At 28.1% G+C, this 24,598-nt stretch carries 26 protein-coding genes and 1 riboswitch; all 26 genes read right to left on the bottom strand.

What is annotated here, in order from left to right:
* Position 1 precedes the first annotated feature (1 nt).
* Positions 2 to 1,834, bottom strand: a complete 1,833-nt coding sequence (locus tag ACI48P_RS12205) for a fused FliR family export protein/FlhB family type III secretion system protein (protein WP_475216061.1) — start codon at positions 1,832 to 1,834, stop codon at positions 2 to 4.
* A gap of 5 nt (positions 1,835 to 1,839) precedes the next feature.
* Entirely contained in the window at positions 1,840 to 2,109 is a 270-nt protein-coding gene (gene fliQ, locus ACI48P_RS12210) for a flagellar biosynthesis protein FliQ (RefSeq protein WP_475216063.1), read from the bottom strand.
* Between the two features lie 16 nt (positions 2,110 to 2,125).
* Positions 2,126 to 2,794: a flagellar type III secretion system pore protein FliP gene (gene fliP / locus ACI48P_RS12215; RefSeq protein WP_475216064.1), complete on the bottom strand. Its 669-nt coding sequence runs from the start codon at positions 2,792 to 2,794 to the stop codon at positions 2,126 to 2,128.
* Positions 2,778 to 3,164, bottom strand: a complete 387-nt coding sequence (locus ACI48P_RS12220) for a flagellar biosynthetic protein FliO (RefSeq protein WP_475216066.1) — start codon at positions 3,162 to 3,164, stop codon at positions 2,778 to 2,780. The genes fliP and ACI48P_RS12220 overlap by 17 nt, the downstream gene beginning before the upstream one ends.
* Positions 3,165 to 3,169: 5 nt before the next feature.
* Positions 3,170 to 3,871 (bottom strand): flagellar motor protein MotB, encoded by a 702-nt coding sequence (locus ACI48P_RS12225; RefSeq protein WP_475216068.1) that lies wholly within the window; start codon positions 3,869 to 3,871, stop codon positions 3,170 to 3,172.
* Entirely contained in the window at positions 3,861 to 4,676 is an 816-nt protein-coding gene (locus ACI48P_RS12230) for a motility protein A (RefSeq protein WP_475216070.1), read from the bottom strand. Before ACI48P_RS12230 ends, ACI48P_RS12225 begins: the two co-directional genes overlap by 11 nt.
* A 13-nt stretch (positions 4,677 to 4,689) precedes the next feature.
* Positions 4,690 to 5,556 carry a flagellar hook-basal body protein gene (locus tag ACI48P_RS12235; protein WP_475216071.1) on the bottom strand — a complete coding sequence of 289 codons (867 nt, stop codon included), beginning with the start codon at positions 5,554 to 5,556 and terminating at the stop codon, positions 4,690 to 4,692.
* Between the two features lie 4 nt (positions 5,557 to 5,560).
* The gene (locus ACI48P_RS12240; RefSeq protein ID WP_475216073.1) at positions 5,561 to 6,127 is read right to left on the bottom strand and encodes a flagellar hook assembly protein FlgD; all 567 of its coding nucleotides are present in this window, start codon (positions 6,125 to 6,127) and stop codon (positions 5,561 to 5,563) included.
* Positions 6,128 to 6,137: 10 nt separating this feature from the next.
* The gene (locus tag ACI48P_RS12245) at positions 6,138 to 7,280 is read right to left on the bottom strand and encodes a flagellar hook-length control protein FliK (RefSeq protein ID WP_475216075.1); all 1,143 of its coding nucleotides are present in this window, start codon (positions 7,278 to 7,280) and stop codon (positions 6,138 to 6,140) included.
* 65 nt (positions 7,281 to 7,345) lie between these two features.
* Positions 7,346 to 7,780, bottom strand: coding sequence for a flagellar export protein FliJ (gene fliJ, locus ACI48P_RS12250; RefSeq protein WP_475216077.1), 435 nt, complete (start codon positions 7,778 to 7,780; stop codon positions 7,346 to 7,348).
* Between the two features lie 13 nt (positions 7,781 to 7,793).
* A complete protein-coding gene (fliI, locus tag ACI48P_RS12255; protein WP_475216079.1) occupies positions 7,794 to 9,101 on the bottom strand; it encodes a flagellar protein export ATPase FliI in 1,308 nt (435 codons plus the stop codon).
* Complete coding sequence (locus ACI48P_RS12260) at positions 9,098 to 9,892, bottom strand: FliH/SctL family protein (protein ID WP_475216081.1); 795 nt, start codon at positions 9,890 to 9,892, stop codon at positions 9,098 to 9,100. The genes fliI and ACI48P_RS12260 overlap by 4 nt, the downstream gene beginning before the upstream one ends.
* The gene (gene fliG, locus ACI48P_RS12265; protein ID WP_475216083.1) at positions 9,873 to 10,931 is read right to left on the bottom strand and encodes a flagellar motor switch protein FliG; all 1,059 of its coding nucleotides are present in this window, start codon (positions 10,929 to 10,931) and stop codon (positions 9,873 to 9,875) included. Before fliG ends, ACI48P_RS12260 begins: the two co-directional genes overlap by 20 nt.
* Before the next feature lie 16 nt (positions 10,932 to 10,947).
* Positions 10,948 to 12,498 carry a flagellar basal-body MS-ring/collar protein FliF gene (gene fliF, locus ACI48P_RS12270; RefSeq protein WP_475216085.1) on the bottom strand — a complete coding sequence of 517 codons (1,551 nt, stop codon included), beginning with the start codon at positions 12,496 to 12,498 and terminating at the stop codon, positions 10,948 to 10,950.
* Between the two features lie 22 nt (positions 12,499 to 12,520).
* Positions 12,521 to 12,853: a flagellar hook-basal body complex protein FliE gene (gene fliE / locus ACI48P_RS12275; protein ID WP_475216087.1), complete on the bottom strand. Its 333-nt coding sequence runs from the start codon at positions 12,851 to 12,853 to the stop codon at positions 12,521 to 12,523.
* A gap of 15 nt (positions 12,854 to 12,868) precedes the next feature.
* The gene (gene flgC, locus ACI48P_RS12280; protein WP_475216089.1) at positions 12,869 to 13,273 is read right to left on the bottom strand and encodes a flagellar basal body rod protein FlgC; all 405 of its coding nucleotides are present in this window, start codon (positions 13,271 to 13,273) and stop codon (positions 12,869 to 12,871) included.
* 4 nt (positions 13,274 to 13,277) lie between these two features.
* Positions 13,278 to 13,601, bottom strand: a complete 324-nt coding sequence (locus tag ACI48P_RS12285) for a flagellar basal body protein (RefSeq protein WP_475216091.1) — start codon at positions 13,599 to 13,601, stop codon at positions 13,278 to 13,280.
* A 340-nt stretch (positions 13,602 to 13,941) separates the two neighbouring features.
* Positions 13,942 to 14,029, bottom strand: a riboswitch (cyclic di-GMP riboswitch).
* A 600-nt stretch (positions 14,030 to 14,629) separates the two neighbouring features.
* Positions 14,630 to 17,512, bottom strand: a complete 2,883-nt coding sequence (locus tag ACI48P_RS12290; protein WP_475216093.1) for a methyltransferase domain-containing protein — start codon at positions 17,510 to 17,512, stop codon at positions 14,630 to 14,632.
* Between the two features lie 26 nt (positions 17,513 to 17,538).
* Positions 17,539 to 19,779, bottom strand: a complete 2,241-nt coding sequence (locus ACI48P_RS12295) for a glycosyltransferase (protein WP_475216095.1) — start codon at positions 19,777 to 19,779, stop codon at positions 17,539 to 17,541.
* 83 nt (positions 19,780 to 19,862) lie between these two features.
* The gene (locus tag ACI48P_RS12300) at positions 19,863 to 20,654 is read right to left on the bottom strand and encodes a flagellin N-terminal helical domain-containing protein (RefSeq protein WP_475216096.1); all 792 of its coding nucleotides are present in this window, start codon (positions 20,652 to 20,654) and stop codon (positions 19,863 to 19,865) included.
* Positions 20,655 to 20,763: 109 nt separating this feature from the next.
* Positions 20,764 to 21,081 (bottom strand): hypothetical protein, encoded by a 318-nt coding sequence (locus ACI48P_RS12305; protein ID WP_475216098.1) that lies wholly within the window; start codon positions 21,079 to 21,081, stop codon positions 20,764 to 20,766.
* Positions 21,082 to 21,100: 19 nt separating this feature from the next.
* Positions 21,101 to 22,603 (bottom strand): flagellar filament capping protein FliD, encoded by a 1,503-nt coding sequence (gene fliD / locus ACI48P_RS12310; RefSeq protein ID WP_475216100.1) that lies wholly within the window; start codon positions 22,601 to 22,603, stop codon positions 21,101 to 21,103.
* Between the two features lie 12 nt (positions 22,604 to 22,615).
* Positions 22,616 to 22,999, bottom strand: a complete 384-nt coding sequence (gene fliS, locus ACI48P_RS12315) for a flagellar export chaperone FliS (RefSeq protein WP_475216102.1) — start codon at positions 22,997 to 22,999, stop codon at positions 22,616 to 22,618.
* 20 nt (positions 23,000 to 23,019) lie between these two features.
* The gene (gene csrA, locus ACI48P_RS12320) at positions 23,020 to 23,232 is read right to left on the bottom strand and encodes a carbon storage regulator CsrA (protein WP_475216104.1); all 213 of its coding nucleotides are present in this window, start codon (positions 23,230 to 23,232) and stop codon (positions 23,020 to 23,022) included.
* An 11-nt stretch (positions 23,233 to 23,243) separates the two neighbouring features.
* Positions 23,244 to 23,615: a flagellar assembly protein FliW gene (gene fliW, locus ACI48P_RS12325; protein ID WP_475216106.1), complete on the bottom strand. Its 372-nt coding sequence runs from the start codon at positions 23,613 to 23,615 to the stop codon at positions 23,244 to 23,246.
* 13 nt (positions 23,616 to 23,628) lie between these two features.
* Entirely contained in the window at positions 23,629 to 24,585 is a 957-nt protein-coding gene (locus ACI48P_RS12330; protein ID WP_475216108.1) for a flagellin N-terminal helical domain-containing protein, read from the bottom strand.
* Positions 24,586 to 24,598 lie beyond the last annotated feature (13 nt).

Genomic DNA, 24,598 nt, shown 5'->3' on the forward strand with positions numbered 1-24,598 from the left:
ACTATTTATATTTATTTTTTATCTTATAGACTGCCACTAATACTTCAGCTACTGCTTGATACATATCTTGTGGTATTTCTTTATCTATTTCAACCTCTTTATACATTAATCTTGCTAGAGGTTTGTTTTCTATAATCGGTATATCATTTTCTTTTGCTATTTCTCTAATTTTTAACGCAACTATATCAGCACCTTTAGCAACAACTATCGGAGTAGTATCTCTTCCTTTTTCATATCTTATAGCTATAGATATATGAGTAGGGTTTGTTACTATTACGGTTGATGTTGGTACTGCTTGCATCATTCTTTGCGCAGACATTTGCCTTTGCTTTTGTTTTATTTTTCCCTTTATGTGAGGGTCTCCCTCCATTTGTTTATATTCTTCCTTAACTTCCTGTTTAGTCATTTTTAAATCTTTATTATGTGTATATTTTTGATATACAAAATCAATAATAGCTATAACAACTACTGCTAAAGCTATGCTTCCTATTAAACTCCTTATAAGGTCTCCTATTGTATATATAAGGTGTGGAAGATAAATATCTGAACTCTTCATAATTCCTTCAAAGTTTTTTTTCAAAAACATATACCCTATATAAAAAAGTACACTTATAACAGAAATACTTTTAATTAAATTTCCTAGTGCTTTTAATGAAAACATATTTTTAAAACCACTTATAGGGTTTAACTTTGAAAGTTGTGGTTTTAATCCTTCTCCTGTAAACATTAATCCTGTTTGTATAAGATTTCCTATAACTCCAAATATAATTATAATAAGCCCTATTGGTAAAATTATTTTCATAAACGATATTAATAATCTCATCCCTAATACTTCAATTGTGTTATAATCTATGTTCACAATAAAATCACTACTTAAATAATCAACTAGAGAGTTTTTAAGCTCTAATACTATATAATCATACATAGTATATGCAATAAACAACATAGCAACTAAAGTTAGTGCTGTTGTTACCTCTTTACTTTTCGCAACATTACCCTTTTTTCTAGCATCTCTTTTTTTCTTTGCTGTAGGTTGCTCAGTCTTATCTCCTGATGAAGATAATATAACTCCCATAGGGCCTATGGAACTTAAAATATTATTATTCATACTCAATGTTCCATCTAAGATTGATGGTATTTTATTAACTAAATTATGTATCTCAGTTAATATAAATGGTAAAGCTATTATAAAAAAAGCTACGCCTACTAAAATTTTCAAAGGCATACCTAGCATCATTACATTTAACTGTGGTACACTCCTTGATATTAATCCCATTATCAAATCTGTTATAATAAGTGATAGAATTATTGGAATAGCTATTCTAAAGCCGATTATAAAACACTGAATAAATATATTAACTACATATGTAAAATTATTATTTAAAATTGATTCGCCAACTTCTATAATCATAAAGCTTTGATGTATTCCACGTATAAGTTCATGATGACCATCCATACTAAAAAATATCATAATTCCCATCCAGAACATTATATTTTCTATAAGTGTAGAATTATTATTACTATTTGGGTCATATATATTAACCATGGATAATCCCAATTGTTGGTCAATTAAACTTCCTGCTATTTTTAAACTATTAAAACATAAACTAGTTATATAACCTAATACTAACCCTGTTATAGTTTCCATAAATGAATAGCTTATTAGCTGATAAACACTATTAACCTCAACATCTATATTTATAGTAGATGCTAAAGCTAATGATACAAGCAAAGAAAAAGCAACTTTAAATACATTTGGCGTACCTGATGGAAATATAACATTTATAGATGCAAAAAATGTTATTAACCTAATAAATATAAGTATAAATATCACTTAAACTACCCCTTTATCGTTGCTATCAAATGCATAATTTTATTTGTGAATTTCATAATTTCATGTAGCATCCAACTTCCACCTACTACTAAAGTAAGGGCTATTACTATCAATTTAGGAACAAATGTTAATGTCTGTTCTTGTATTTGTGTTGTCGCTTGAAATATACTTACTAAAAGTCCTACTATTAGAGATAATATTAGGACTGGTCCTCCTACTAACATACCTGTATATAGTGCTTCTTTTACTATCGCCATTACCATATTTTCATTCATAATATTGTCTCCTTAATTATCCAAAACTTAGAAGCAACGATTTAATTAATAAATTCCATCCGTCTACCATTATAAATAAAAGTAATTTGAAAGGTAGTGAAATCATAACAGGAGGAAGCATAAACATTCCCATTGACATTAATGTACTTGCAACTACTAAATCTATTAATAAGAATGGTAAATATATCAAAAATCCTATTTGGAAAGCTGTCTTTAGCTCACTTATTGCAAATGATGGAACTAAAACATAAAATGGTATATTCTCCTTTGTCAGCTTTTCTTTATCCAGATTTGAACTTTGTACAAATAAATTTATGTCTTCTTCTCTTGTTTGGTTTAATAAAAAGTTTCTTACAGGTTCTTGTGCAATATCTATCGCTTCTTCAAATTCTATTTCTTCCTTTAGGTACGGCTGTATTGCATTGTCATTAATTTCATTTATGGTTGGCGCCATTACAAATATTGTAAGTGCCATTGCAATTCCTATTAATACTTGATTAGGTATGGATTGCTGAGCTCCCAAAGCCGATTTCAAAAATGAAAATGTAATAATTATTCTTACAAAACTTGTCATCATAAAAATTACACTTGGCAAAAACATTAAAAAAGTCAACATTATAAATGTCTTTATCAAAGGAGTAAATTCCTCTTTATTAGTTACCATAAAATCAACGAAGGTTTCCATATTTACTCCCCTTTAATGCTAATTTACTAAAGCTTGACTTATTACTTTTAGGCTTATTTAACTTTACCATTTTAATTTTGGTATCATTTTGTTTTTGCTCTATATTTTCTATTTCTTCTTTACTTAAGTCTTTTATATTTTCTACCTTAGAAGGTGATGATACTAAAACACATCCTTCATCACCTATTTTTATTACACATACTTCAGTATCTTTGTTTAAAACTGTTCTTTCTAAAACGCTAATATATTTATATCCACCTAGATTGGATAAGTTTGCTTTACTAAACTTTATTGAAACTACTATTAATATAATAGTAACTGGTATAAATATTATTAGATTTGTTATATACTGCAATACATTATCCATCATAATAATTACTCTGGTTTCTCCTTTTGTTCTACAATCAATATATCAACTCTTCTATTTATAGCTCTATTTTCTGGTGTATCATTTCCAACTAAAGGATTATATTCTCCATATCCTTTAACTGAAAATCTAGTCGGATCGATATTTTTAGTACTGACAAAATACTTTACAACATTAACAGCCCTTGCCGTTGATAATTCCCAGTTAGATTTAAATTCTTCACTATACATAGGTACATTATCTGCATTACCTTCTACTAAAATATCATTATCAACACTTTCTATTATACTAGTCACTTGATCTAGAATATCTGTGCTATAACTTTTCAAGTCTGCTTCCGCAGAATCAAATAATATAGTTTCATCTAGTTGAAGAACTATTCCTCTTTCTTCTTCTCTTATTTTTATAACATCTGTTAGATTATTTGATTGTATTATATTTTCTAACTTTTCAGATAAATCTTCGTACTCACTATTACCTTGTTGAACTTGTAAATCGTCCAGGTTTTCTAATTCCGTTATTTCAACATTTCCTTTTAATGATTGTTGTAGCGCATTTGATAATTCATTTAGCTTTTGGCTATCTACAACAGATATAGAATATAGAAGTATAAAAAATGTTAGAAGTAATGTTATTGTGTCTGAATAAGTTGCTAGCCAACTATCAAGATTTACATCTTCTTCATCTTGCCTTCTTCTTTTACGCGACATTTGACTCAACTCCAACACTATCAATTTCTCTATTATAGTAATGTAATTTTTCTTCTGTAGTTAAAAATGTTATTAGCTTTTCTTCAATTACTCTAGTTCCTTCTCCATTTTGAATACTCATTATCCCACATATCATCATTTCTCTAAAATCTAAATCTTTTTGACCTTTATCCTGAATATTAAATCCTATTGGATTTAGTACGGTATTTGCAAACAAAGCACCATAAAAAGTTGTTATAAGTGCCTTTGACATTCCTCCTGCTATAGCATCAGGTGTCCCTAAGTCCGCAAGCATCTGTATAAGACCTATTAGTGTACCTACCATACCAAATGCAGGTGCGTAAGAACCCCATATTTTGAATATTTTTGCGCCTTTATTGTAGCCGTTTTCTATCTCTAACATCTGATATTCCAGTATTTCCTTAATAGTTTCAGGTTCTATTCCATCTATAACAAGCTCCAGACCTTTTCTTAAAAAATCATCTTCTATTTCAGCTACATTGTCTTCTATTGCAAGTACTCCATCTTTTCTAATAATCCTTGATATTTCTTTAAATTGGTCTACTAAATCAATTTTGTATATATTATTAGATGTAAAACTTATTTTTATTGTTTTTAATAATTTTTTCATATCATCCATGGAAAAAGTTATTAAGACTGCTGCAAATGATCCTCCCATAGTAATAAGCAATGATGCAGGATCTACAAATATTAAAAGACTTTGTTCCCCTTGGGCTGCACCAAATAAAACAAGCCCTACTGCTAGAACTAATCCTATGGGTGTTAATATATCTTGTTTTTTCATTTTATTTACCTAACTATCTTTTAAGATTTATTATTTCTTGTAATAGTTCATCACTAGTTGTTATAACCTTACTTGCAGCTTGAAAGGCTCTAGTCGTAACTATCATTTCTGTGAACTCTTCTGAAAGGTCAACATTTGACATTTCTATTGCACCTTGATTTATCTGACCAAATACATTTGTATCCATAGGCTCGCCTGAGTTTGCTGATGTTCCGTAAAGATTTCCATTTATTTGTTCTAATCCTTCTGGATTTTGAAATACTGCTATTTTCAATATTTGTTCAGTACCTGCAATAAGTTTTCCAGTATCATCGTATGAAGGCATTTTTGTTCCATCATCTAATAGATATGATATTTTACCTTCTTTAGATATATTAAATGATAAAACTTTTTTTACTTCACCATCTGCATTTTTCATTTCTTTTGGTATTTCTATTGGATCTAATGCCCCATCATTATCTGTATCTTTACCTAATACTTTATATCCTTCTGCTGTTACTAAGAAGCCATTCATATCTAAGCTAAATGATCCATCTCTTGTATATGCATATTGGTCTGGACCTGTCTGAACTGTAAAAAATCCATCTCCATCTATAGCTAAATCTGTAGGTCTTCCTGTAGGCTGTATTGGGCCTTGAACCATATTTTTAAATATTCCACTAACCTTAGTACCTATACCAACTTGTCCTGGGTTTACCCCACCTATTGCGCCTCCTGGTGCACTAGCATAAATAGTACTTTGATATAGCGCATCTGAAAATCTAGTACTAGATTTTTTAAAAGCTGTTGTCCCAACATTGGCTACATTATTACCAACAACGTCCATTTTTGTTTGATTGGCTTTCATGCCACTTATCCCTGAATACATTGATCTTAACATATACTTACTCTCCCTTATTCTCTTTATTTATATCTGAATCCATATTTTTCTCATTTACTTTTATTAGTGCTGCATATTCCACTGATACGATTTCCCCTGTTTTCTCATCTCTTACATTCATATAAACCACACCATCTTTTATATGCACACCTTCAACTACTCCTATTATTGTATTTTTATTATCTTGAGTATTTTCTACATCTATATTTTCACCATCTTCATTCTTAACAGGAGCATATACTTCAACTTCTTTACCTATTAAGTTTGATGCTCCACTCATAGCCGAATTGATTAATAAGCCATTTGTCATACCTATTAAGTATTCCATATTATTATTAATTGCCATACTTTGTTCTAGCATAGTAAATTGAGCTAGCTGAGTTACATATTGAGTTGGATCTTGTGGATTAAATGGATCTTGATTTTGCATCTGTGCAACTAGCATCTTCAGAAATAAATCTTTATTTGTTTCTTCACCTGGCATAATTACAGCTGTTCCATTTTCGGTTACAGTGCCTGATTTTGTTTGATACGTTCGTTCTCCGCTATTAATACTTGTTAAACTATTCATTTAATCCCCTCTAAATTAAAATATTTAAACTTTCTTCTTCAAATGAAGTTTTAACTATGTCTTCTACTTGATTAAAGTTCTTATTATATTTATTTTTATTTTTTTTGTCATTTCCTTGCTGTTCTTTTTTATCAAATTCTTGATTTAAATTATCTGAAAACATATTTTCATTATCACTTTTTATATCAATTGATATATCTTTAATCTTTATATTTAGTTCATTTAAATGCTTAGTTATATCACTTATGTTTTTATTAACTAGTTCAAATACATCTTCTTTACTTATAGTTATATTTACATTAGTCTCATTATCATTTTTTATTAACTTTATAGTCATATCTCCAAGCTCTCTTGGACTTATTTTTATTTTTATTTCTTCAAGCCCACTTGCCTTTAAATATTTTATAGTTTTTATAGTATCTTCTTCTATAAATTCTTGTCTTATAGTATATATAGGCTGTGTATCTACTGCTTTTTTGTCAGATGTATCTATATTTGATATTGATTTATTTAAAAATAATAAGTTATTATTATCTCCTGAATCTAGTATATTTTCTAAGGTATTTAAATCTTTATTTTTATCATTTATGTTAATCTCTTTGATTATATTGTTTTTACTATTTAAAGAACTAATTTCTAGTTGACTGTACTTATCTTCATTTATAACTTCTACTTGTCTTTGTTTATTTAAATCACTTGTTTTATTTGAGCTTACTTCATTATTTACGCCTTGATTTAATAGACTATTTTTTATAATATTTTTTAAATTTGTTATGGTTAAATTTTCACTATCCTTAATATTTGTATCTTCAGACTGCAATATATTTATTATATTATTTAATAATTTATCATTTGTATCACTACTCAAATTCATAGTCAAATCATTTATAAAAACTAATTTTTCACTTGAATCACCGTTTATAATACTTAGAAAAATATCATTTGTATTTTCTGAATTTAAACCTTTAAAATCTATATTTTCTATGTCTTTTAAATTATACAATTCATCTAAATTTAAATTTTCAAAATTCTTTAGATTATTTAATACACTTAAAATTAAATCATAATCTATACTACCTTCTTCACTCATATTTTCTATATCTTCAAAGAAGCTAATAAATTCATTTTTGCTATTCTTAACCTCTTTGAACAAGTCATTTCCTCGGAAATCACCCAAGAACTGCGTTGAGATATTTACATTCATATTAATTCATTCCTTTATAATGGATTTACTCTGTTCCTTATATATGCATACAGTGCAAATTCATCATTAGTTATTTGTTCAATTCTTTCTTCTTCTTCTTTTATTCTTTTTATTTCATTTTCTTTAAGCTTCTCTAGAGTTTTTCTTTTAATTTGCTTTTGTATAAAATCCTCTTTCGCTTTACTTGTACTTATAATCTCTTTTTCCAGTTGTTTGCTTGTTTCTTTTATAGATTGACTAAGTGATGATAAATAATTAATAGTTACCTTTTGAGTAACTACATCACATATACTACTTATATCAGAGTATTTTTTATAGCTTACTTCTAAATTTTTCAAGTTATTTTCTACAGCTCTTTTTTTATTTTGAGCTTGAGTATATTGTAACTTGCTCTCTTCTTCATCTTTCTCCCTTATATCTAAAAGCTTTTGAAGCTTAAACTTGATCATGTGACTGTCCCCTCTAGCTAATAATATTTATTAATAAATTTTTACTATCTTCAAACGAAGTTGCTTCATTTACACCTTGTTTTAAAAAGTTGTTTACATTACCAATATATTTAATGGAAGTATCTATATTTTTATTAGATCCATTTTCATAAGCCCCTATATTTATTAAATCTTCAGCTTCTTTATATGTTGCAAGTATATCTCTTGCAAAAGAAGCTGCTCTATTATGATTTTCATCACCGATTTCTTTCATAAGTCTACTTACACTATTTAATATATCAATAGCCGGATAGTGATTTTTGTGTGCAAGTTGCCTTGACAGTACAATATGTCCATCAAGTATACCTCTTACAGTATCCGCTATAGGTTCATTAAAATCATCACCATCAACAAGGACTGTATAAAAAGCAGTTATCGATCCATTGTTTGATAGACCCGTCCTTTCCATTAACTTAGGCAACATTGCAAATACAGAAGGAGTATATCCCTTTTGTGCTGGAGGCTCTCCTATTGCTAATCCAACTTCTCTTTGCGCCATAGCAAATCTTGTAACAGAGTCCATCATAAGTATAACTTTTTTACCTTGATCTCTAAAATACTCTGCTATTGAGGTTGCAGTTAATGCCCCCTTTAATCTAACTAAAGGAGATTTATCAGAAGTAGCGCACACTACAACTGACTTTCTCATGCCTTCTTCGCCTAAATCTCTTTCTATAAAGTCAAGAACTTCTCGTCCTCTTTCTCCTATTAAAGCTATAACATTTACATCAGCCTTAGCTGTTCTTGCAATCATACCAAGTGTTGTACTTTTTCCAACACCACTACCTGCAAATATTCCTATTCTTTGACCTTCCCCACAAGTCAAAAAACCATCTATCGCTCTTATACCCGTTGGCATTATATTTGTTATTCTAGGTCTTTTCATAGGGTCAGGAGGTTCATTAAATAAACTGTACCTTTCACCACTAAGTATTTTCCCCTCATTAATTGGATTTCCTAATCCATCTAATACCTTACCTAGAAGTTCCTCACTACATCTAACACTAAGAGGTATGCCTTGTCCTACAACCCTACACCCAGGACCTATACCTGCCAATTCTCCAAGTGGCATCAATATTACATCACCATCTCTAAATCCTACAACTTCACACTTTATTTCCGCTCCTAAGTTGTTATATACAATACACAATTCGCCTACAAAAGCTTTTATACCCTCAACTTCAACTGTAAGTCCTATTATTTTTTTAACTTTACCTTCACAAGTGATAGAGGGTATATCTTTTACTTTATTTATCAATTTTTCATAATATATATCAATCATAGTAACTCCTCTTTTACCTTAGATAACACACTTTCGATTCCAACAACAAGTTTGCCTTTTATAGTTTCTATTACTGCATTACCCATTTCAATAGATTCATCACCTAGTACAAATACATCACCATTTAACTTGTAATTTTCTTTAAGATTTAAAATTTCACCATCCAAGGTTTCTTTATATATAGGATTAACCTTTATAACAAAGTTTTCTCTTAACTCATACTCATCAATAGCACTAATTATTAAATTGTTAAGTGAAGATGTATCTTCAAATTTTTCTCTTAAAACTTGTTCACATATACTTATAGCTAGATCAACTATATTTTTTTTATTTTCCTTCATATGTAATACTACTTCATCTTTTGCTTCAAATAATACCTGACTAGCTTTTTCTAATATTTCACTAGCTTCTAACTTAGCTTTTTCAATATTATCTTCATATGCTTCTTTATATCCATCTTCATAACCATTTTTAACGCCTTGGTTATATCCTTGTTCGTAAGCTTTCTTCTCTATATTTGATGCACCTTTATTACCTTCTTCTATTATCCTTTCACTTTCCTCATGAGCTGAATTTATAATTTGTTCATATTGAATTTGAGCTTGTTCCATTTTCAACTTTATTTCTTCTTCAACTTTTGAAACTTTCTCAGCTAATTGTTCTTGTATTTGAGTTTGTGCTTCATCTACTAAACTTTCATCAGAGGCTTTAGTACAAGCTTTTATTACTTTTTTACCTTTTATTTTTACATCATCAGCCTTAATTACGCTACTACACAATAAACTCATCATCTGATCCTCTAGTTAAAGTTATTTCCCCTGCATCTTCAAGTCTTCTAATTACATTTACTATATTTTGTTGAGCCTCTTCTACTTGAGATATCTTTACTTTTCCTAACATCTCAATTTCTTCTCTAAGAGCTTGAGATGCTCTTTGCGATTGATTCCTAAATATAACATTTGCTACTTCTTTATTAGCACCCTTCAGAGCAAATGCAATATCCTTTACATTAATTTCTTTAAGAATTCTTTGTACAACAGTATTTTCTAATCTAACAATATCATCAAATATAAACATGTTAGATTTGATTTCCTCTGCCAGTTCCAAGTTTCTTTCTTCTATATATTGAATAATACTTTTTTCTGTTTTTCTATCAACATTGCTTAATATATCTACTAAGCTATCAACACCACCAGAGTTTTCTATCTCTCTTTGACCAAGCTTTGATAGTTTAACTTCAACTGCCTTGTCAATTGCCTTTATAACACTTGGAGAGACAGATGAAGTCGCACCTATTTTTAGTGAAACTTCATTTTTTATCTTATCAGGTAATTCACTTAAAATCGTAGCTGCCTTATCTGGTTGAATATGAGCAAGAATTATAGCTATAGTTTGAGGACTTTCTCCTTGTATACATGCAAGTATTTGCTCTGGCTCAGCTTTTCTCGCTGTCATAAAAAGCTTAGTATAAGCATCATATTTTATACCTTCTAAAAGCTTATTTGCCCTTTGATTGCCAAGAGCTCCATTTAGTAGAGTTTGTGCGTATGCTATACCACCTTCTAATACAAATTCTTTACCCTTATTTAATTCTATGAATTCTTGGAGTATTTCTCTTCTTTCTCTAGCATTTACAGTATTTATATTGGCTATTTCAACCCCAATTCTTTGAATCTTCTTGTCTGATAGATTTTTTATTATACTAGCTGATACATCAGCTCCCAAAGTCATTAAAAGTACTGCTGCTTTTTTAGCCCCAGTAACCTTTCTTACTTTAGGTATATTGCCTAAGTCAAATGCATTTCCTGTTTTAACAACTTCACTTTCCAAACTAAACAACCACCTTTTATTCGTTTAACCAACTCTTTACAAGTTCAGTAACTTGATCTGGATTTTCAGAAGCATACTTTCTTACTTCTTCTTCTAATGTTAAATCCTCTTGTTCATCTTCTATGTTAGTTAACCTAGTTTTTTCCATTTCTTCCAGTTTTTGATTTATTAAATCAATCTCAGCTTCTTCATCAAACTCTTCAATAGATTTTTTCTTTTTGTTAAGTATAAACATAGTTACTAGTAAAATTACTATTAAAACTAATATTCCTGCAACTATATAAGCTGTCATCTTTAGCACCTTGTTTATTCCTTCATCTTCTAAATTATTTATCGCATTATCTCCTGTATTTGAACCGAATTTCATAGAGACAACAGCAACATCATCACCTCTGCTAGCATCCATGCCGATAGCGTTCGCCACCATATCTCTGACATTTTTTATAGTAGTATTTGCTAAATCCCCGTCAATGGCAACAGATGCTGTTATTTTGTTTACCTCGCCTTGTGCTTTTATGGTTTTTGTCTCAGTCTTTCCAACTTCATACTCTACATTCTCTTCCTTACTTTTAGTAGTTCCAGTTTTACTATTTCCTTCATTATTCATGTTATTATCTACAGCACCACCAGTATTTCCTTCTTCCGTAGTACTATTTTCACTTCTTGATTCACTTTTAATGACCTTATTCGGATCTATTACAATTTCAGTTTTTTCATTAGTATCAAAATTCAAATCAGCATTTACACTTGCCTTTATCTTACCTTGACCAAATATTGGTTCAAGTAGTCTCACAATAGATTTTTCTAAATCATTACTTAAATCTTTCTCTGCATTTCTAGCAATATCTATTCCACTAGAATTAGTGCTTGTTACATTGCCTTCTTCATCAAATAAACCTTCTGATAATAGATTCATATTTTGGTCTACCACTTCAATATTTTGTTTAGGTATATTTGAAGTACTTGCCGATACAAGAGACATTATTGATCTTATTTGTTCCGGCTTTAAGCTTGATCCTGGTTTTAAATTTATAGATACTGCAGCACTCCCTGGAATACTCTCCTTAGCAAATACAGATTGTTCCCCATTTGTTATATGTACTCTAACATTTTCAACCTGTGGAAAGGTTTTTATTGTCCTTTCTATTTCACCTTGAATCATTCTCTGTTTTTTTATTTCAAATTCTTCATCAGTCATTCCAAATGAAGTACCTTCATCCATTATTTCAAACCCTTTTGAACCATTTGAAATACTGCTTGACAATTCAAGTCTTAATTTATCAACTTCTTCTTTTGGTACATATATACTATCGCCTTCTATTTTAGTTTCTACCTTTCTAGATTCTAATTCTTGAGATATCACTGATGCATCATTTGAATCTAGGCCCGAAAATAAAACTTTGTACTTATTGTCATTTATGTACTTAACTCCAAATACTATAGATGAGATAATAGCAACGAACCCTATTATAAGAGCTATTTTCTTTTCTATTTTTAGCTCCTTAAATTGATTTACCTTTTCTTGTAAAAATCCGCTTATCTTTTGTGCAATTTCCTGTAAATTCATTTATCTACTCCTTGTTAATAGACTACAACTGTACTCTATTTACTTCTTGGTAAGCCTCGTATAGCTTATTTCTAAGTTCCAACATAAGTTGCATAGACATTTGTGACTCTTGAACCGCTAACATAACATCATGCATAGCTAAATCATCACCTTTTATAAATCCCTCTATCATGTTATTAGCATTAACTTGAGATTCATTTACTTTATTTAAAGTATTATTCATAACATCTAAAAATTCTAAATTAGACTTCTTATCATCTGCAACTTGTTTATTATTAATCGAAGAATTTCCAATGCTATTTGTAAATAGATTAGAATTTAAATTTGTAGAACTTATTCTACTTATATCCTGCATAATATTTCCTCCTTATTATCTACCTATTTCTAAAGCCTTTGATATCATACTTTTTTGAGCATTCAATGTATCTATATTAGATTCATATGACCTAGATGCTGCTATTAAATCAGACATTTCAACCAATAAATCAACATTTGGATATTCAACATATCCTTCTTCATCTGCATCTGGATGATTAGGCTCATATAACCTTCTTAGAGGCGACTTATCTTCCTCTATAGATACTGTTTTCACACCTAGCATACCAAGTTTTTCATCATAATTTTCTTCAAATGATGCTACCTTCCTAACGTATGCTCCACCGTTTTCAGTTCTTGTGGTTTTCGCATTTGCTACGTTTGAAGATATTATATCCATTCTCATTCTCTCAGCAGATAAACCACTTGCACTAATTCTCACTCCACTAAAAACGCTCATCTAATTACCTCCCCGATATTACACTTTTTATCATGGCTATTTTTGTATTTGTTAAACTTACCAAAGCATTGTATTGAAGAGTAGTAGCTGCCTGATTTACCTTTTCACTTTCAAGTTCTACGTTATTTCCATCTTCCCTCATAATGGAATTTTCATCTACTTTGACTTCAATCTTTGCATTTTCTAACTTCCCCTCTAAAGTCTCTTCAAAAGTAACGTACTTTCTTTTATAATCTGCAGTATTTATATTAGCAATATTATTCGCGATAACCTTACTCCTTAAGTCCGTAGCATCTAAACTCATCTTCATTAATCCATATGTATCCATATATTCCTCCTTTATTTATCATTTTTATATTTTTTTCAACAAAAAAACTACCCTAAAGAGTAGTTATAATTACTTAAAATATAAATCATCACTCTTTATATATAGTTAAAACAAAATAACTAAATTAATTATATAATATAATATTCGATTAATTTTCTCTTAATAAGGAATTATACATGTTTTTTAGTGTTTATTATTCATTTTATTCCATTTTTCTCACTTTTAAGAATTTTTTCGAATATTATATTTTCTAATTTGTAGTATGTTTTTACCTATAAAAAAATACCCTATTAAAGAGTATATTTTTTTATCAGTAATGATAACAAAAAGTTATAAACTCTTTGACAACTGGCTGACATAGTTTTATTAAAACCTTAGCCCCTATAGCTTTGCGTCCTTAAATTTCTTTAAGTTTGCCTATTTAATTTTACATTTTTTTACATATTAGTATAATATTATACTATATTCGAATATTTATCAAGTATTTGCAACAATTTTTAACAATAAATAACTTTTCTATATTATTTATTTATAGAGCAAAAAAATTTACAGCTACATAAATAATTTGAATTTAATATAATAAAGCCGATAGCTTAGAAATTAGATTTCACTGCTATCGGCTTTATTATATTTAACTTTTAAAACTACTTTATATGTATTTTTAATCCTATGAAAGAGATTCAAACCTGTTTTATATATCTAGATATATTTTTTAGATTTCAACTCTTTACCTTTGTCATCTATTACCTTAAGTGCAGTTTCATCCACTTTTATATAGTAATCTGACATTATATTGATTTTCTCAGTGTTTTCTTAACATGACTTGGATGCTAAGCTTAAGTAACAAATCTTTTTATATATGATCATACTGGTACTTATTTTAACATATCTTTTTCTTTACTCTTCTCAGCTAGACTTCCTCTTTACCTCAACTTATCCTCTTCATATATCACAGTATAAACTTATACATTTTCAGCTAACACTATTTGGTTCGTACTAAAATAAAAGTAGCTCAGTTGCTATAATTTCTATTTTGTAGCAGATAGATATATGTGTGTTCCAATTGGCGTCATATCATATAAATGCACCAAATTCCCATAAAAACATTGCTCTATTTTAAACCCAGCTTTCTTAACCATTTGAATTAAAGGATCTGTGTCAAAATATATCAAATGTTCATATGATAAATTATATTCATAGCAATTTTCTCCGGATAATGTCGCTCTTGTGTTGTTCGGAACAGCAATATATATTTTACCATCTTCTTTTAATATTCTATATACCTCTTCTAATTCCCTCATAGGATTAGTATAATGCTCTAGTACACTCCACATAGTTATACAATCAAAATTATTTGATTCAAGTTTACAATCAATTAATGACTTATTATACATATTTATACCTTTATTAAGACAAATATTATATGCATAATCGGAAATTTCTATACCATATGTATTCCATCCATTATTTTTCATAACTTCCAAGAAATCACCTGTACTGCATCCAATATCCAATATACTATTTTTAGCTAAAGAATTTTTATTAATCCAGTTACATCTATTCGAAAACATTAATTTTTTGTTTAAATTTTCATATCCAAATCTATAACCACATATCCCACCATTATAATAATTTTCATATTTATATATTTCACCTAAATTTGCATCAGATGGTTTTTTACTTGTGAATACTAACCCACATTCTTCACATTTAACAATATCTATTCCATCAGGTCTTTTAGCTATTAATTTGTATTTTTTACTGCTACACAAATGACATGTTTTTACATTAACATCAAATAAAGATTGGTGTTTTTTCAATCTACTTTTTCTATTTAAATACTTATCTATCAATTCTAATGAATTAAAATATACATTTTCAGATGATTTCCACTTACCAGCCATAGCTAATAACTTACTTACATCCCTATTCACAATAGGTGTATTGTGAATCTCTTTTTTACTCTCGCATAAATCGCTATATAGCTCATTGCTCTTAACATAATCCTCTATTTCAAAACTATATATAGATTTTGTATATAAAGAGTCTAAATTTTTTCTTAAATAGTTATAATCTTTCATAATTAATTTTATTATAAATTCTTTATGCTTTTTATTATTCGCTAGACTAATTAATTCTGCTCTATATTCTTCAGGTATGTTATTATTTTTTAATATTTCATTTACAGCATAATCTATCTTTCCTAATTTTAATAAAGCTTGAATGTAATTTCTAAATGTATGATTTATATTTCTATTTCTATAAGCATTTTCAGCATGCTTTAAACACGTTTCAATATCATCTTCGAAGTATGTCATTGCATATGATGACTCAATAGATGGATCATACTCTTGTTCTAAGCTTCTTTTAAATGACTTCCTTATAGTTACTATAATTTCATCATCCTGTTCTTTTTCATTTATATTGCCTCTTAATGCATCAAGTATAGATATAACTCTATTATTCCATGTGTGACTTTCTATTAATTGTTTCATATCATTTTTATAATTTTCTTTGCTTAATAAGATATCATTTATATATTTATTAAATTGGTCAAACTTACTGGCAGCTTTTATATATGCTTTATCAAACAAACATACATCCGGTAACTTAGTAGTTATCACAGGTAAACCTGATGCTAAATATTCATAAATCTTTATAGAGTCACAATTTATAGCCATGTCTGTGTTATCTTTTAAGGGAACTATACCAATGTCACTATTCCTCATGTAGTATTTTAATTCATTATGATTCTTAGGACCTAATATATATAAATTATCTTCTTTTTCTTGAAGCATCTTGCCACTTATAGTACCTACCATTACAAATGATTTATCTCTATTCTTTCTAACTAACTTATATAATAACTCTTCATCAAATCTATCATATATCACTCCCACATGCAAAACAATTGGTTTAGGTATATTTTTAAATTCATCAGGATATATCCCTTTGTCTTCAAAATCAGATATATTTACTGCATTTTTTAATAAATATACATTAGACCTATTTTCTATAAATCTCTTATTCATATATAAAGACGTACTTACTGTAGTTATAATAGATGCTTTATTCATAATTTCTTGTTCATAATCTATAGTTTTAGTGCTTGACCAAAATGCATTTTCTAAGTCAGTGTTATCATCTACACATTCATATATTATTTCAAAATCACCTTTTATACTTCCTAAAATAAAATAATCATTTGGATTTTGTGTTATAAATAAAACCTTATTAATACTTTTATCCACTATATCTTGAGCTATGTTTATAAAGTCACTTGATATTTCTTTATAGTCTTCATTCTTTATTAATGTATGTATATTTACTCCCTTATACAATTCCTTATATTCTAAACTTGTTTTTATATTATTATTTATAACAGGTACTGTACTTACACTATAAACATCATATCCCAGCTCACTTAATGTAGTCGCAATATGATGTGATCTTTTTAATATTTTACCCCACCCTGGACACAATACTACAAATGTAACTTTCTCTAAATCATTTTTGCTTATATTTTGATTATAGTTCTCAGATAAAAGCTCAATAACCTCATTTCTTAATAAAATATCATCTGTATATTTCATAACTTTTTTATAGTATGTAATTGCTTTTTCTTTATCATTTTGTAGATTATATATATATGCTTTATTATATAATAAATCTATGTTTAAGCTATCTATTTTTAATCCAGTATCTATTATTTTTAAAGCATTTTCTAGATTATTTCTATATACGCTTATAACCACCTTCATGCAAAGTATATCTATATCATCTTTTATAATTTCTTCATAATTTCTAATTTGTTCTTCTGCATCATCTAATTGACCATTATTTATTAAGTTTTGAACAATTTCTTTCAATTTAATTTTTAAGTTTATCATATTATCTTTATCTATTATCATGTTATATTCCTCCTTATCCTTAAAAGTTAATTATACTGATTTAACTCATTTATTTTCTCTTTAAGTTCATTTTTTATATCTGTATCATTAGCCAATTCTAATGTTTTTATATAAAATAGCCTAGCCTCATCAGTATCTTTTTTATATTCTTTTAAATATGCAATATTGTATAATGTGTTTAAATTATTATTATCAATTAAAATTGACTTTTTAAGCATATTTTCAGCTTCTTTTGCATCTTCTTCCATTAAACTTATTATTGCTTTCATATTATATATTTCACTATCGTGCTTAAACAAATATTCACAATCATTTACCATTTGTTTTGCATCTTGTATATTTCCATTATTTATACTATTTTCTATAAGCGATTTATACTGTTTTTTAAGTTCTTTTATTTCTATACTTTCGTTAACACTTTCACTAAGCTTATCAACAAGGATTTCTATGGCTTTTTTATATTCTTCATGATCTAAAATCAATGATTTTATTTCTTTTACATATAATAACGGATCTTTATCTTTTATCTTTTGTGCTAGATTTATTTTAATTATAAATTCATCTTCTTTATCTTTTAGTAAATATAATATTTCTTTATCTGATAAATCAGGATTATATACCCGCCTTATAAAATTATATCTATATGTTATATACATATAAAATATTTCTTCATATTTATCATTATAAAAACCATCACTAATAAGTAATTCTTTAGATATACAACTACATATCTTAAGTTTATTCAAGTCTAATGTATTAGGGATCTCCAATAAAAAATCATATAGTTTTTGTATGCAATCTCGTTTATAAGAAACTATATAATTAAAATAATCTTGCATATATGAATAGCTTACATTTTGTAATAATTCTAATATATCTAAATTATTATTTATAGTATAATAAATAATATCGCCATAGTATGGTTGTTTTCCATCTAATAATAATCTGCTTAATTCTTTTGTTGTAAATTTTTCTCCTATCCTTACCTTATTCAACAAACCATAACTATTGTTTATATTTGATAATAATTTATATATAGTTTTTTTGTCATTTTCCTTTATTTTTAGTATCATACGTTCAAGACTAGACTCTATATATTTAGTATCTACCTTTGATGATATTTTTTTGTTATATATATTTAGTATTTCATTTGTTTTATTTACTTTATATAAACTATCAAATATAATTTCATTTATATCTCTTATTTCTTCATAATCTATACCTTTTGATTCTTCGATTACGTCTTCATATTTTTCTAAATAATAGTAATTTCTGACTATATTTACTTCGGCGTATTTTTTTAATCCTACTGTGATTCCATCAGCATATATACTATTTGCTTGTGTAGAAATATTATAATTATCCACTAAATATATGTATTTTTTATAATTATTCAAACTTTCTTCATATTTATATAGAAAACTTTGACTAAGTGCTAAAAAATAATATATATCAATATTTTTATCATCTTTTTCTTGCAAATATTCTGTACAAACTTTTTCACATTTATCAAATAATTTTAAGTCAATATAAAGCCTCGCTAAATTTGAATAAACATAAACTGGTATACTTACACATTTACTATATAAGTCCATAGATTTTTCTATATAATATAATGCCTCTTCTCTTTGACTTATTGCTATGAAGTTTTTAGCTAATTGAAAATTTACATATGGGTCATTAGGTCTCTTTTTTATCTCATTCAATAAGATTTTTTCATTTCTTTTAAGCTTTTTTTGTTTAAATTCTTCATCTACATACAAATACCCATAATGATTAAATACTGCTACATTATTGTATATAGGTTCATTGTACATAGGTTGTTCATGTATAGCACCTTCATACTTAAAATTTTCATTCTTGAATAACCTTAAGTTTAAAGCTGTACTATAAGATTTACAATCTTCTGAACTTATATTTCTCAGTTCTACAGATGCGCAGTTATACTTTTTATGTAAATCTGATTCAAAAAAATTAACCATATTTTCACATTCTATCAGCTCTTCATCTGCATCTAAAATAAGTATCCAATCACCCTTTGCGTAGCTTATTGATTTATTTCTCATGTCGGCAAAGTTATCATTCCACTTTTCAAAATAAACCTTATCTGTATACAATTTAGCTATTTCTATACTTCTATCTGTAGAACCTGTATCTAAAATTATTAATTCACTATTAATTTTTTCTCTTATTTTCTCTAATGCTTTTAATGTTTTTTCTAAAAATTTTTCTTCATTTTTAATCATCAATACAATACTTAGTAACATATTTTTCCCTTTCAATATTATTAAAGTTAAAATTAAAGAGTAAAGCATATGCTTTACTCCTTAGTTTTAAAACTTTAATATAATTATCTTAATAATTGAGCTACAGACTCTGGTTGTTGCTTAGCTTGAGCAACCATTGCCTGAGATGCTTGATTTAATATATTTAACTTAGATAACTTAACCATTTCTTTTGCCACATCTACATCTCTTATTCTTGATTCTGCTGCAGATAAGTTTTCAGTTGAAGTTGTTAAGTTTGAAGAAGTGTACTCTAATCTATTTTGTACTGCTCCTAATGTTGATCTTGCTTCATTTATAGTTGCTAAGTCAGCAGTTGCTGCATCCACTACAGCTTTAGCTTTTGCTGCATCAGCTACATCTGAAGTTACTGTAGTAGCTAACGCTCCTACTGCAAATGTTCTTGTTTCATCATTTGCTCCTGCTTGTATTGTTACTGTAGTAGCTGTAAATACTGTAGTATTGTTGAACTTAGTATCTGTGCCTATCTTGCCTATTTCTTTTGTTAATTCATCTAACTCTAATGATATTTTATCTCTATCAGCATCTTCTAGTGTTGTATTACCAGCTTGAACTCCTAGCTCTCTCATTCTTTGAACTATGTTTCCTGCTTCTTCTAAAGCACCTTCTGCCGTTTGTATCATAGATATACCATCTTGTACATTTCTATCAGCTTGTTCCATACCTCTTATTTGAGATCTCATTTTTTCAGATATAGCAAGTCCTGCTGCGTCATCTCCAGCTTTAGTTATTCTTAATCCTGAAGACAATTTTTCCATAGAATTCCCTGCTAATGCAGTGTTCTTTGTCATTTGGTTTGTTGCTATCATAGCATTAATATTAGTGTTTATTCTCATTTTTCTACTCTCCTTAGTTTTTTTCGACATCCTTGTCTTATTATTTATTTAGAAATACTTGGCCAAGTATCGCTTACAATATAATATTTCGGCTAGCTTTATTAAAACTTTATACTTTTTCATTAAAAATATTTATTTTTTCTTTATTCGTATATGTATATGAATTACTTGCTTGCTTTAATAATCTATGTTCTCTTATTTCTTGCTTAACTTTAGTTATATTTTCGCTTATTAACCTTTTAATAGATAGGTCTACATCTACAATCCCCTCATCTATCAATGTTTTTTTAAATTCTTTATTATTTATCTCTTCTTTCAAGATTTTTTCTCTTTCATTCATCAAGTTTTCTAGTTCTTCTAATCTATTATTTTCAAATAGTTTTATTATATCTAAAGAAATAGATTTGTATAGTTTTATATTATTCATATCTAATCATCCACCTAAGTTACATCTGCATAAAATAGTTCATTTGGGAATTTAGTTTATTCATACTAGCTTCTAATGTGCTGAACTTTTTATATAAAGCATTTTCTTTATTATTCATTTTTCTTTGAAGATTTTTTATAGACTCTGCTTGTCTTTTTAATTGTTCTGAATAAAAGTTGTTAGCTACTGATGCTGTTTTTTCTATACCTGCTTTTTTTGCAAATACGGAAGATGAACTACCCACATAATCCTTAATAGTGTTTTTCATTCTTTCCATTACACTAGAATTGTCTTTAGCAAAAATTTCATACACTCTATCTGCATTATTCTCTAGTGATTTTCTAAATTTATCTTCGTTTAATGATATTTGACCTTTTTTATTGTAATTTTCATGAGATGTAAGACCCATTTCATTTAAGACTTGTATACTCTCCCCAAATATTGATTTCTGCATATCATCAATAAATCTTCTCATTTCTGAATCATTTCTAAGTAGTCCTTCTTTTGCATTCTTCTCCCATTTTTCTATTTCTTCTTCTGACATATCTTTTTTCTGATCTTCTGTTAATGGCCGATAATCTTTATTAGGTTTTTGTATTACAAGATTATATGTTTTATCCATCAATTTGTTATAATCTTCTACAAAAGCTTTCATGTTGTCTATTACAGGTTGTGTATCTTGAGTTGAAGTTATTTCTACTATTTCTCCAACCTTAGCTGAGTGTAGATTATACGTTATACCATCTATGGTAAATGAATTTGATGTTTTATCAATAGGTGCATTTATAATTTCCTTTCCATCATTTCCATAGACTTTAATATCAGAATCAGTCCCTGTAAACTTACCATCTACCATGTTTCCTTTTAATCCTAAGAAGTCTAATGAACTTCCAATAATTTTAAAACCATTATTAGAACCTGTACTTTTACTCTCTATTGAAAATGTTCCAGTCATTTCACTATATGATGCTTTTACATTACCGCCAGTTGCGTCATTTATTTTATTTATTAAGCTTTCTATTGTATCTCCATTACTTATTGTTATCGCTTCAGACACTTGTGTATCGCCATCGCCATATTTAATAGTAAATGTAGTTTCTGTATCTTTTAATCCTAAACTTTCTAATGTAGCCTCTTTACCACCTTTTTCCCTAATACCATCAGCAGTTGCTTTAGCTGACTCAGCTAATTTTATAACCTCAAATTTATAATTTATAGGATTCGCTCCTGCACTTCCAGTAGCTGTTATGACACTAGAGTTAGAGCTAGAAGCTGTTAGAGTATTCCATGCACTAGATTTTATTATTGAGTTTTCAGATGTTATTGAAAAATACTTATCATTTAATCCTTGTATATCTTTTATAACTTCTCTATATATATCTTGTTGCCATTTTATAATTTGTTCTTTTTGTTTAACTTTATCTATTTTGTTTTGTTCCCCTGTAAGCATTTCCTTTACCATTGCTTCTGTGTCCATACCTGTGGCTAGACCTGGTAATCTTATACCACTTACACTTGACATAAAAATCTCCCCCTATTCGCCAGTTTTTATCTTTTTATCCACTTCGTACCACATATCTCTAATTTCTTCTATTACTGGAAGTATCTCATCTATTATTTGTATATCTTTTTTCATATTAGCCCTAATTAGTTCATTTTTTATATATTCATATATCTTATATAAATCTTCCATATAAGTTCCCACACTTTTGTCCATTGTTATCATAAGTTCTAAGAATATATCTTGAACTCTAACTAACTCTTTATGTGCTCTTGCTATATCTCTTTCTATTATAGCTAATTTTGCAATTTTTGTATATTTAACAGCACCATCTAATAACATTAATAATAACTGCTCTTTAGATGACATGTTCACCGAATTTTGTTTATATGCACTGTATGGATTTGTCGTATACATAATCTTTCCCCTCACTTTTATTACTTTATCACTTCTAAAATATAGTTTACTTTTGTTATTGCCTTTGAGTTTTCATTTTTTACTTTTTCATATATTTCTTTCCTAAGTATAGTTTTTTCTTCGGGAGCATCTATAGCAATTTTAACGCTTCCATCTTCTATTTTTACTATTTTTATTTCTATATCATCTCCTATTAAGAGAGATTCATCTTTTTTTCTAGTAATTACTAACATTTTCCCACTCCTTACATTAAAGGTTCTTTTATTTTGTATCTATCATCTTGCAATATTAATTGTTTACCTTTATTGTTTTTTATATTTATTATAACAGGAGCTTTTAAGTTTACAGTACTCGTATCTAGTGTTTTTCCTAATGTTATTAAGTTTAACACTAATACATCTTTAGGTTCCTCGATGTTTAATGCTTTAATTATCTCATCATTTAAATCTATTTCATAATCTTTTCTTACTTCAAAAGGAGATATAGACACAAATCCTATGTTTGAATCTTCTTTTGATATTATTGTTTTAAACTTAGGATTATCTTCTACTTCATTCACTACAAAAGTTTTGTATTCTTCAAACCCCGGTATACCTTTTTCAAATAATATATCCATATCATCCTCCTAATTATCTTAAATAGTCCATTATAGTAGGTTGTATTAATTTTGCTCCTACTTGGATAGATGCTTGATATACCAACTCAGCTGATTTTAATTCTATAAATTTTTCAACATGATCTACATCTTGATCTAAGGATAATACACTCTTCATATTAAGTATATTTTCCTCATTTAATTCTCTTACTTTTTCAGCTGTGCTGGCCCTAACCCCTAGTGATGTTCTTTCATTTAATGAGTGATTAAATAAAACATCTATATTATTTTTCACAGTACCTACTAATTCTTCTTTCGCCTGGTTACTTTCATCTTCCGTTCCATTAGCTATTTTATTCATTAAACCAGATATTTTGTTTATTTCATCAAGGAAGTTAACTTGATTTCCATGTTCATCAGTTTCATTGAATAGTTCTCCTACCGAAATATTATAATCAATATTTATTCCATCTGATATATCCGCTTTCAGATCACCTATGTTTGAGTTTGGGTTTATCTCTAATTTTATTGTTCCGTCTGGGTTTGATATCAACTTTACTGGCTGTTCATCTACATTTGTTCCACCAAACATGTACTTTCCTCCATAAGTTGTGTTCAAAATATCTGCCATTTCTTTTATATTTTCATTCATTTCCGCATTTATAGCTTTGTATTCTTCTTTTGAATATGTTCCATTTCCTACCTTTAATATTCCCTGTTTTATATCTCCCAGTAAGTTTCCGAATTTTTCTAAAGAACCATCTGTAGTGTTCATCCATCCTACTGTCTCATCTATATTATAATTATACTTTTCTGTATATTTTATTTCATTATTCAAATTCATTATTCTTACAGCTTTATGTGGATCATCTGATACTCTATTTACTACTTTACCTGTATTTAATTGCTCATTTATTTTATTTAATCTTGATAAGTTTTGCTGTGTATCATACATATGACTTCTTATCATTGAAGAATTAGTTATTCTCATAGTTCCCCTCCTT

This window comes from Romboutsia sp. LXY-2, assembly GCF_056171995.1.

Coding starts and splice junctions, on each gene's coding strand:
- fliQ (WP_475216063.1), bottom strand. CDS start 2,109: ATGAATGAAAATATGGTAATGGCGATAGTAAAAGAAGCACTATATACA.
- fliP (WP_475216064.1), bottom strand. CDS start 2,794: ATGGAAACCTTCGTTGATTTTATGGTAACTAATAAAGAGGAATTTACT.
- ACI48P_RS12220 (WP_475216066.1), bottom strand. CDS start 3,164: ATGATGGATAATGTATTGCAGTATATAACAAATCTAATAATATTTATA.
- ACI48P_RS12225 (WP_475216068.1), bottom strand. CDS start 3,871: ATGTCGCGTAAAAGAAGAAGGCAAGATGAAGAAGATGTAAATCTTGAT.
- ACI48P_RS12230 (WP_475216070.1), bottom strand. CDS start 4,676: ATGAAAAAACAAGATATATTAACACCCATAGGATTAGTTCTAGCAGTA.
- ACI48P_RS12235 (WP_475216071.1), bottom strand. CDS start 5,556: ATGTTAAGATCAATGTATTCAGGGATAAGTGGCATGAAAGCCAATCAA.
- ACI48P_RS12240 (WP_475216073.1), bottom strand. CDS start 6,127: ATGAATAGTTTAACAAGTATTAATAGCGGAGAACGAACGTATCAAACA.
- fliJ (WP_475216077.1), bottom strand. CDS start 7,780: ATGATCAAGTTTAAGCTTCAAAAGCTTTTAGATATAAGGGAGAAAGAT.
- fliI (WP_475216079.1), bottom strand. CDS start 9,101: ATGATTGATATATATTATGAAAAATTGATAAATAAAGTAAAAGATATA.
- ACI48P_RS12260 (WP_475216081.1), bottom strand. CDS start 9,892: ATGATGAGTTTATTGTGTAGTAGCGTAATTAAGGCTGATGATGTAAAA.
- fliF (WP_475216085.1), bottom strand. CDS start 12,498: ATGAATTTACAGGAAATTGCACAAAAGATAAGCGGATTTTTACAAGAA.
- fliE (WP_475216087.1), bottom strand. CDS start 12,853: ATGCAGGATATAAGTAGAATAAGTTCTACAAATTTAAATTCTAATCTA.
- flgC (WP_475216089.1), bottom strand. CDS start 13,273: ATGAGCGTTTTTAGTGGAGTGAGAATTAGTGCAAGTGGTTTATCTGCT.
- ACI48P_RS12285 (WP_475216091.1), bottom strand. CDS start 13,601: ATGGATACATATGGATTAATGAAGATGAGTTTAGATGCTACGGACTTA.
- ACI48P_RS12290 (WP_475216093.1), bottom strand. CDS start 17,512: ATGATAATAGATAAAGATAATATGATAAACTTAAAAATTAAATTGAAA.
- ACI48P_RS12295 (WP_475216095.1), bottom strand. CDS start 19,779: ATGTTACTAAGTATTGTATTGATGATTAAAAATGAAGAAAAATTTTTA.
- ACI48P_RS12300 (WP_475216096.1), bottom strand. CDS start 20,654: ATGAGAATAAACACTAATATTAATGCTATGATAGCAACAAACCAAATG.
- ACI48P_RS12305 (WP_475216098.1), bottom strand. CDS start 21,081: ATGAATAATATAAAACTATACAAATCTATTTCTTTAGATATAATAAAA.
- fliD (WP_475216100.1), bottom strand. CDS start 22,603: ATGTCAAGTGTAAGTGGTATAAGATTACCAGGTCTAGCCACAGGTATG.
- fliS (WP_475216102.1), bottom strand. CDS start 22,999: ATGTATACGACAAATCCATACAGTGCATATAAACAAAATTCGGTGAAC.
- csrA (WP_475216104.1), bottom strand. CDS start 23,232: ATGTTAGTAATTACTAGAAAAAAAGATGAATCTCTCTTAATAGGAGAT.
- fliW (WP_475216106.1), bottom strand. CDS start 23,615: ATGGATATATTATTTGAAAAAGGTATACCGGGGTTTGAAGAATACAAA.
- ACI48P_RS12330 (WP_475216108.1), bottom strand. CDS start 24,585: ATGAGAATAACTAATTCTTCAATGATAAGAAGTCATATGTATGATACA.